General features: G+C 69.6%; 7 protein-coding genes, 1 tRNA gene and 1 other RNA gene. 1 reads left to right on the top strand and 8 read right to left on the bottom strand.

Features of this window, described 5'->3' with window-relative positions; translation table 11 throughout:
• Positions 1–269: 269 nt before the first annotated feature.
• The 4 genes from recR to ffs form a co-directional block, all read right to left on the bottom strand.
• Positions 270–863, bottom strand: a complete 594-nt coding sequence (gene recR, locus IEY73_RS32275) for a recombination mediator RecR (protein WP_189083144.1) — start codon at positions 861–863, stop codon at positions 270–272.
• Positions 864–867: 4 nt separating this feature from the next.
• On the bottom strand, positions 868–1,200 hold the full coding sequence (locus tag IEY73_RS32270; protein WP_189083143.1) for a YbaB/EbfC family nucleoid-associated protein: 333 nt from the start codon (positions 1,198–1,200) through the stop codon (positions 868–870).
• A 101-nt stretch (positions 1,201–1,301) separates the two neighbouring features.
• On the bottom strand, positions 1,302–4,271 hold the full coding sequence (locus tag IEY73_RS32265; RefSeq protein WP_189083146.1) for a DNA polymerase III subunit gamma and tau: 2,970 nt from the start codon (positions 4,269–4,271) through the stop codon (positions 1,302–1,304).
• 56 nt (positions 4,272–4,327) lie between these two features.
• An RNA gene (ffs, locus tag IEY73_RS32260) (signal recognition particle sRNA small type) lies at positions 4,328–4,424 on the bottom strand.
• Positions 4,425–4,505: 81 nt separating this feature from the next.
• Between ffs and IEY73_RS32255 the strand changes: the two genes are divergently transcribed.
• Positions 4,506–4,590, top strand: a tRNA-Ser gene (locus IEY73_RS32255).
• A gap of 132 nt (positions 4,591–4,722) precedes the next feature.
• Here IEY73_RS32255 and IEY73_RS32250 read toward each other — a convergent pair.
• From IEY73_RS32250 to IEY73_RS33985, 4 genes are all read right to left on the bottom strand, one after another.
• Positions 4,723–5,064, bottom strand: coding sequence for an STAS domain-containing protein (locus IEY73_RS32250; protein ID WP_189083142.1), 342 nt, complete (start codon positions 5,062–5,064; stop codon positions 4,723–4,725).
• Between the two features lie 296 nt (positions 5,065–5,360).
• A complete protein-coding gene (locus IEY73_RS32245) occupies positions 5,361–5,570 on the bottom strand; it encodes a hypothetical protein (RefSeq protein WP_189083141.1) in 210 nt (69 codons plus the stop codon).
• 289 nt (positions 5,571–5,859) lie between these two features.
• The gene (locus tag IEY73_RS32240; RefSeq protein WP_189083145.1) at positions 5,860–7,083 is read right to left on the bottom strand and encodes an SLC13 family permease; all 1,224 of its coding nucleotides are present in this window, start codon (positions 7,081–7,083) and stop codon (positions 5,860–5,862) included.
• Positions 7,084–7,260: 177 nt separating this feature from the next.
• The coding region (locus IEY73_RS33985) for a hypothetical protein (RefSeq protein ID WP_229716374.1) at positions 7,261–7,518 on the bottom strand (258 nt) is incomplete at its 5' end.

Below are 7,518 nucleotides of genomic sequence, written 5' to 3'. Positions count from 1 at the left end.
GCGCCCCCGCGTCCCGCCCCCGCGCCGTCCCTCCCCCCGCCGCGCCGATCTTGAGGTTTCGAGGTCGACATATTCGGCCAATTCGCCCCGTATCGTCAACACAAAGTCCAAGATCGCGGCCCGTCGACGCGTCATGCCCGTCGATCTTGCGCTTTCCGGTCCGGCATGTCCGACTTAAACGCCGCGATCGGGCACACCAACTCCATGATCGACGATGGATAGCTGGCCCTGCGGCGACGTGAGTGTCGACCGACGGCTGTCTGCCGGCGTCAGACCGCGCGACGGCCTTCGAACGCCCGGCCCAGCGTGATCTCATCGGCGTACTCCAAGTCGCCGCCCACCGGAAGCCCGCTCGCCAGCCGGGTCACCGCGATGCCCATCGGCTTGACCATCAACGCCAGATAGGTCGCCGTCGCCTCACCCTCGGTGTTCGGATCGGTCGCCAGGATCAGCTCCCGGACCTCTCCGGTGCCCAGCCGGGCCATCAGCTCGCGGATGCGCAAATTGTCCGGGCCGATGCCTTCCAACGGATTGATCGCGCCGCCCAAGACGTGGTAGCGCCCGCGGAACTCGCCGGTGCGCTCGATCACCGCCACATCCTTGGGTTCCTCCACGACGCAGACGACTTCGTTCGTACGCCGTGGGTCTCGGCAGATCCGGCACTGTTCCGACTCGGCCACGTTGAAGCAGGTCGTGCAGAAGCGGACCAGCTCCTTGACCCTGCGCAGCGCGGTAGCGAGCCGGTTCACGTCGGCCGGGTCCGCCGACAGGATGTGAAAGGCGATGCGCTGGGCCGATTTCGGGCCGACGCCCGGCAGCCGGCCCAGCTCGTCGATCAGATCCTGGATGGCACCTTCGTACACGGGATCAGAAGCCCGGCAACGTCATACCGCCGAGCCCGCCCGTGGCCGGCCCCATCTTCTCCTCGGTGAGCTCGCGCTGCGCCTCGGCGGCGTTGTGGATCGCGGCGAGCACCAGGTCCTCCAAGGTCTCCACGTCGTCGGCGTCCACTGCCTTCGGGTCGATCTTCACCGACTTGAACTCGCCCAGACCCGTGAGCACCACCGTGACCAGGCCGCCACCGGCGGTGCCGGTCAGTTCCGCCTCGGCCAGTTCGGCCTGCGCCTGGGCAACCTGCTGCTGCATCTTCTGCGCCTGCTTCATGATCTGCTGCATGTTCGGCTGTCCACCGGGGCGCATGTTCAAGCTCCTCTGACTTTTCGGGGGAAGTAACCTGACGGAACGTGTCGCCGCCCAGCGTAATCGCCCGGCGGAAGATGCCCTGTGCACGCCACCCCGGGTCAGATCTCGCTGATCTTCTCCGCGCCGAACGCTTCCTGCAGCAACCGCATCGCCTGCTGTTCGCCGGTCTGTCGGGCGGTCTTCTCGTCGATCACGTCGTCGAGCGGTTCGTCCCCCGGATCGAATCCCTCGAAACCTGCCGACGTCCCGCCCGCCGACGCCCCGCCCGCCGCCACTCCGCCCGCCGACACTCCGGCCGCCGACGTTCCGGCCCTCCCGGCGCCGGGTGGTCCGTCGTACTCGGGATCGTAGGGTGCCTCCTCCGTCGGCGTACCGTCCGACCAGGACGACCGGGACGCCGTGCCGACGCCCGCGCGATCGGTCGGGGCGGCCGACGGATCGGACCCGCCGGCACGGCCGCCACCGTTGCGCGCCGCGGCGTTGCGCGCCGCCGCACCGGCAGCCGCTGCGCGCGCGGCGGCGAGACCACGACTCGGCGCCGGACGCGGTGGCGAGGCAGTCCCCCCGTGCCCGGCCGGACCAGCGGGCCCGCCCGCATCGGCGGATACGGCCGGACCATCCTGCGTGACCGGCGGGACGTCGTTGGCCGATGGGACCTTGTTGGCCGATGGGATGGGTTGGGCCGGCGGAGCGGGTTGGGCCGGCGGAGCGGGCTTGATCAGCGCGGCGGGCTTGATCAGCGCGGCGGGCTTGATCGGCGCGGCGGCTGCGTCGTCTCGCTCTCGGGCCACCGGCTCACCGGCGGCCGGGAGAGCGCCGCCTCCGTCCGAATCGGAGGGTGCGGGTGCCGCCCCGCCGGGCTTGACCGGTTCCGGCCAGCCGTCGTCATCATCGTCGTCCGCCGCCGTCTCGGTCACCACGGACGTCGTGCCGGTGTCGGGCCGTCCGGTCACCGCCTCGGCCGCACGACTGGTGTCGGGTCGTCCGGTCACCGCCTCGGTCGCCGGCCGGGGAGAGGCCGGCCTAGTAGGGTCCGCTCCGCCCCCCGGGGACGTTCCCTGCCTCGGTGCCGTTCGCGCGGGGCCGGCATCCGCGTTCTCCCCCGCGACATCGCAGCGGATCTCCCAGCGGCCACCCAGTGCTTCGTACAGTGCGCTGGACAGCAGCCCGGCATCGGCCGCCACCATCCGGGCGTGCGCCGGGAAGCGGAACGTGAGGACGACGGTCTGTCCCTCCAACTCCCGCACGGTCGCGCCGGAGGCGAGCGCCGCCATCTTCTTGCTCTGCCGGCCCACCGCCGTCATGATTTCCGGCCACACCTCGCGGACGGCCGCCGCCGTGAGCTGCCCTGGGCCGCCATCCGGCGACTCGGCGCCAGTGGCCGGGTCCTCCCCCGGCGCATCGTCCGGCGCATCCGGCAAAACCCCGGCGGGCTGCGCAGGTGCCACCGGCGCCGCCTCCGCTGCTTCCCCCGGCTGTGGCCGCGCGTCTGGCTCCGGCGCCGCGTCCCGGTCCAACTCCGGATCCGGGGCCAACTCCGGATCCGGGGCCAACTCCGGATCCGGCTCCGGGGCCACCCCCTGGTCTGGCTCCGGCTCCGGCTTCGAGGCCGGGGTCGGAGCCGGGGTCGAGGCCGGAGTCGGGGCTACCGGGCCCGTCGAGGCCGTGCCCGTCGAGGCCGTGGTGCCCGTCGAGGCCGTTTCCGCGGCGGCCATCGGGGCCGTCCCGCCGGGCGTGCCTCCTCCCGAGCGTCGAGCCGCAGCCGCCGCGGCGGCGCGCGCCGCGGACAGGCCGTCACCGCGCGCCGGGGACGCCAACCCCGCGGCGGCACCATCCGGCACGGCGGCGGGCGGAGCCGCGGGCGTTTCCACGCGGACGTCCGTGTCTGCCGTGGCATCTCCGCCGCTCAGCGACAGACGGCGTTCCATCCGCTCCAGACGTTGCAGCAGCGCCCCGGTCGAGTCCTCCGCGCCCGGCAACAACATCCGCGCGGTGATCAGCTCCAGCAGCAGACGCGGCGCCGTGGCACCCCGCATCTCGACCAGGCCGTTGTGCACGATCTCCGCACAACGCGTCAATGTGGCCGGTCCGAGCCGGGTGGCCTGCGCGCTCATCGCGTCAAGTTGGTCAGGCGGGCCGTCGATGAGGCCTTTGGTCACCGCGTCCGGCACCTGCTGCAGGACGATCAGGTCACGGAGGCGTTCCAGCAGGTCGGAGGCGAAGCGCCGGGGATCGTGACCGGCCTCGGCCACGCGGTCGATGGTCGCGTACGCCGCCGCGCCGTCCGCCGCGGCCAGGGCATCACACATCTCGTCGATCAGCGCCGCGTCGGTGACGCCCAGCAGGGCCACCGCCCGGGCGTACGAGACCCCCTCCGGACCCGCCCCGGCAATCAGTTGGTCCAGCACCGAGAGCGAGTCCCGGGCGCTGCCGCCACCGGCACGGACCACCAGCGGGAAGACCGCCGGCTCGACCGCGATGCCCTCGGCCTCGGTGAGCTGTTGCAGGTACGGGCGGAGCACCGCCGGCGGGATCAGGCGGAATGGGTAGTGATGGGTGCGCGACCGGATCGTGCCCAGAACCTTTTCCGGCTCGGTGGTCGCGAAGATGAACTTGACGTAGTCCGGGGGCTCCTCCACCAGCTTGAGAAGCGCGTTGAACCCCGCCGACGAGACCATGTGCGCCTCGTCGATGACATAGATCTTGTAGCGGCTGCTGGCCGGCGCGAAGAACGCCTTCTCTCGCAGATCACGCGCGTCGTCGACGCCACCATGGCTGGCCGCGTCGATCTCGATCACATCGATCGAGCCGGAACCGTCGTTCGCCAGCGAACGACACGACTGACACACCCCGCAGGGCTCCGGCGTCGGACCCTGCTCACAGTTCAGCGAGCGGGCGAGGATGCGCGCACTGGACGTCTTGCCGCAGCCGCGCGGGCCGGAGAACAGGTAAGCATGATGCAGCCGACCGCTGCGCAACGCCTGCGACAACGGCTCGGTGACATGCTCCTGACCGATGATCTCGGCGAACGTCCGCGGACGGTACTTGCGGTAGAGCGCGAGCGCCACTGCGACCCCTCTCGACAACCGCGCCATTGTCCGTCAGGGGTACGACGAGAACAAACGTGAAGGACCCCTCGTGCACCCGCCAGAGCCCGCTTATCCTTGCTGCCTTCCGGCCCTGGGGAGGTTCACGAGTTGCACGCCGCACGAGGGGCTGCACAACAGGGTACCCGGCACCACCCGGCGCCCGCGGAGGGCTCCCGCGAAACGCCGCCCGGCCGTGTCTGTATCCTGGCTCACGGAGGATTCGCCTAGAGGCCTAGGGCGCACGCTTGGAAAGCGTGTTGGGTTCACACCCTCACGAGTTCGAATCTCGTATCCTCCGCGCACTGAGCTGCGTAAACAGGAGCCGGTCCCGCAGTCGGGACCGGCTCTTCGCGCGTACGGACGGTGCGGCGCTTCGATGTTCGGCTCAGCCGTGTTACGACGGCAGACAGTGCGGGAGGTGTCGCCCGGGTCAGAGCCGGGACGCCGCGATGGCGTCTTCCACCTCGGGGAAGACCGCGAAATATCGGGTCAGCCCGACCGTCTCCAGCAACTGCACGAGGAACGGGTTCGCCCCGGCGAAGCTGAGCCATCCGCCGCGCGCCGTGATCACCTGTTTACTGGTGACGAAGGCGCTGAGACCGACCGAGTCGCAGAACCTCAGGTCGGTGAGGTCCACCACGATGCGAGGCACCGGCCTCTCCAGCAGGTCGGCGAGCAACGAGCGCAGCCTCCCCGCGGTGTCGCTGTCCAACTCGCCCCTGAGCTGCAGGATGGCGACATCGGAGCGAAGATCGGTGACGGTTGCCTGCATCGGCTCACTTTCGTCCCATTTCAGTGGAAACTCAGACTAGGCCACCATGATCGGCAGCCGTCGGACATGCAGTCCGTCTGCACGAAGGTGGGTCCCACCGGCGTACGCGAGCCGGCCGGAAAATCGCAGAACGGTGCGACGCCGAGGCGAGAGCGACGGATTTCATCACACTGAGCAGTCGCGAGGTAACACAAAATCAGGCCAGACCTCCGACATGGAGATCCGGCCTGATTGTCGTGATGTTTCGGCTGGCCGTGAGAATTCCAGCATGCGGCACAGCCGGTTGCGGGGGGCGCTTACACCTTGCGCCACTGCCAGCGTGGCCCACGCCACGCATCTGCCAGGATCAGGGCCGAAGCCTTGCCCGGGCACTGCTGCACCTTGGACTTGCCACCGGGACCGCCCATCTGAGCTTCGACTTCCCAGAGGTTTCCATCGGTGCGGACGTAGACGTCCCGGCGCGCGAGCCGGACGTCGCCATTCCACCAGTGATGCTCAACTCTCACAGGTTTACCCTAGGCCAGGGATCGACCAATTTGCTTGAACCCTTTTCGTGAAAGTTGCTCGACGGCCGGTCGGGACACATTGTCCGATCCGGTGGTTTTTGGCCCAGAAGCTTGCACCAACCGGCACATCTTTGGGCGGCGCACGCTTCGTTACCCTGTGTGATATCCGCTGGTAGCGGCCGAGCTGATCTTGCGTCGAAACGTGCCCGTTACGTTCCGGGCCTTGGCCAGCACTTTTGATCATGCGGGGCGGGCATCGGTGGCGGCGGAGCGTCGCTACGTTGCGTGACTAGAGGCGGAGGCTGAGCCAGAGCCCGGCAACCCCGACCGTCAGGCATGCTGGCACGGTTAAGACACCGATCCGGGTGAACTCTCCGACCCGCGGAGACTGTCCCGCACCGCGCAGGACCCGCCGCCAGAGCAGGGTGGCGAGCGATCCGGCGTACGTCACATTGGGTCCGATGTTGACCCCCAGCAGGACCGCCATGATCGGCCCCACCCGGTGGCTCACGAGCGGAAGCAGCATCAGCGTGGCGGGCACGTTGTTGACCAGATTGGCGAGCACCGCGGCCAGACCGGCCAGCAGGAGAAGCGCGACGAGTCCCTCGTGCCGGGGCACGAGGCGGGCGACGAGGACGCCGGCCTCGCTGCGCCCCACCGCGAGCACCACCACGCCCAGGCTCAGGACGAACAGGCAGAAGGGCAGGCTCAGCGCCGCCCACGTAGTACGGCCGCCACCGCGCTGTGCCAGCAGGAGCACCGCCGCACCGGCAGCCGCGGCCCACACCGGATGCAGCCCGAACGCCCCGGTCACCACGAAGCCGACAAGCGTCAGGCCGAGTGTCGCAAGCGCAAACCGCGGCGGCCGGGCCAGCGAGGGCGCGGGCGGCCTGGCGGGCGAACTCCCGGCAAGGTCACCGGCGAAGTAGCGCCGCAGGATCACGAACTCGACCACGACGACACCGGCCCAGGGCAGCGCCATCAGCGCGAGGAAGCGAAGGAAGCCGATCCCGCTCGCGGCGACCGCGAGCAGGTTGGTCAGGTTCGACACCGGCAACAGCAGGGACGCCGAGTTGGCCAGGTGGCCACACGCATAGACGTACGGGCGGGGCGTCAGCGACAGCGCGGCGGCCGTCGCGAGGACCACCGGGGTGAAGAGCACGACTGTGGCATCCAGGCTCAGCACCGCCGTGACCAGGGCGGCGATCGCGAAGACGAGAACCAGCAACCGCCGCGGGGCGCCGCGGCTGAGACGCCCGGCGACCGCTCCCGCGTACCGGAAAACGCCGGCTTGGTCGCAGAGGTGCGACAGCAGCAGCGCGGCGGCGAGGAAGGCCACGGTCGGGGCGAGGTCGCGCAGCTCGGTGAGCGCCTCGGGCCACGGGACCAACCCCAGCACCACGGCCAGCGCCGCGGCGGGCACCGCCACCACCGCTTCGCTGAGCCCCAGCGGCCGGGCCACGGCGAAGGCGAGCACCGCGACCAGCAGCACCACCGCCGACACCGTCGTGATCACGACGAAAATTGTGCGCCGCCCGGTCCTGATCCGCTCGGCGATGCGCTGTGGCTCCAGATCAATCCACTGGTCCGCCACCGGCCACTGGTCCGCCACCGGAAGTACTGGTATCCAGCAGGCCTGGACACACGGAGGCCCTTCGCAGTTGCGAAGGGCCTGAGGCCGGTTCGGAAGTCATCTTCCTGCGACGGGCAGCGTCAGCGAACGCTGCAAGTCACCGTGAGGCTCCGACTTGTCAGCCAGGATCGAGAACGGGGCCGGAATGTACCATAAGTACCCAACTCCGATCGCCTCCAAGGAGTACGCGAACGAGGTGATATCCAGGAGTGGATACAGTTCTTCTGTACGGCCGTGGCTAGTACTCCAGCCGGGGATGTTGACCTTGGCTGGTCGAGTGTCGGGTGGTGAGAAGACGAAGGCAGCCACCGTCGA

The organism is Mangrovihabitans endophyticus, from assembly GCF_014646155.1.
Classification (GTDB): Bacteria; Actinomycetota; Actinomycetes; order Mycobacteriales; family Micromonosporaceae; genus Actinoplanes; species Actinoplanes endophyticus.
The sequence above is the reverse complement of the archived record's forward strand: the minus strand, read 5'-3'. Positions and strand labels throughout refer to the sequence as shown.

Coding starts and splice junctions, on each gene's coding strand:
- IEY73_RS32270 (WP_189083143.1), bottom strand. CDS start 1,200: ATGCGCCCCGGTGGACAGCCGAACATGCAGCAGATCATGAAGCAGGCG.
- IEY73_RS32250 (WP_189083142.1), bottom strand. CDS start 5,064: ATGCAGGCAACCGTCACCGATCTTCGCTCCGATGTCGCCATCCTGCAG.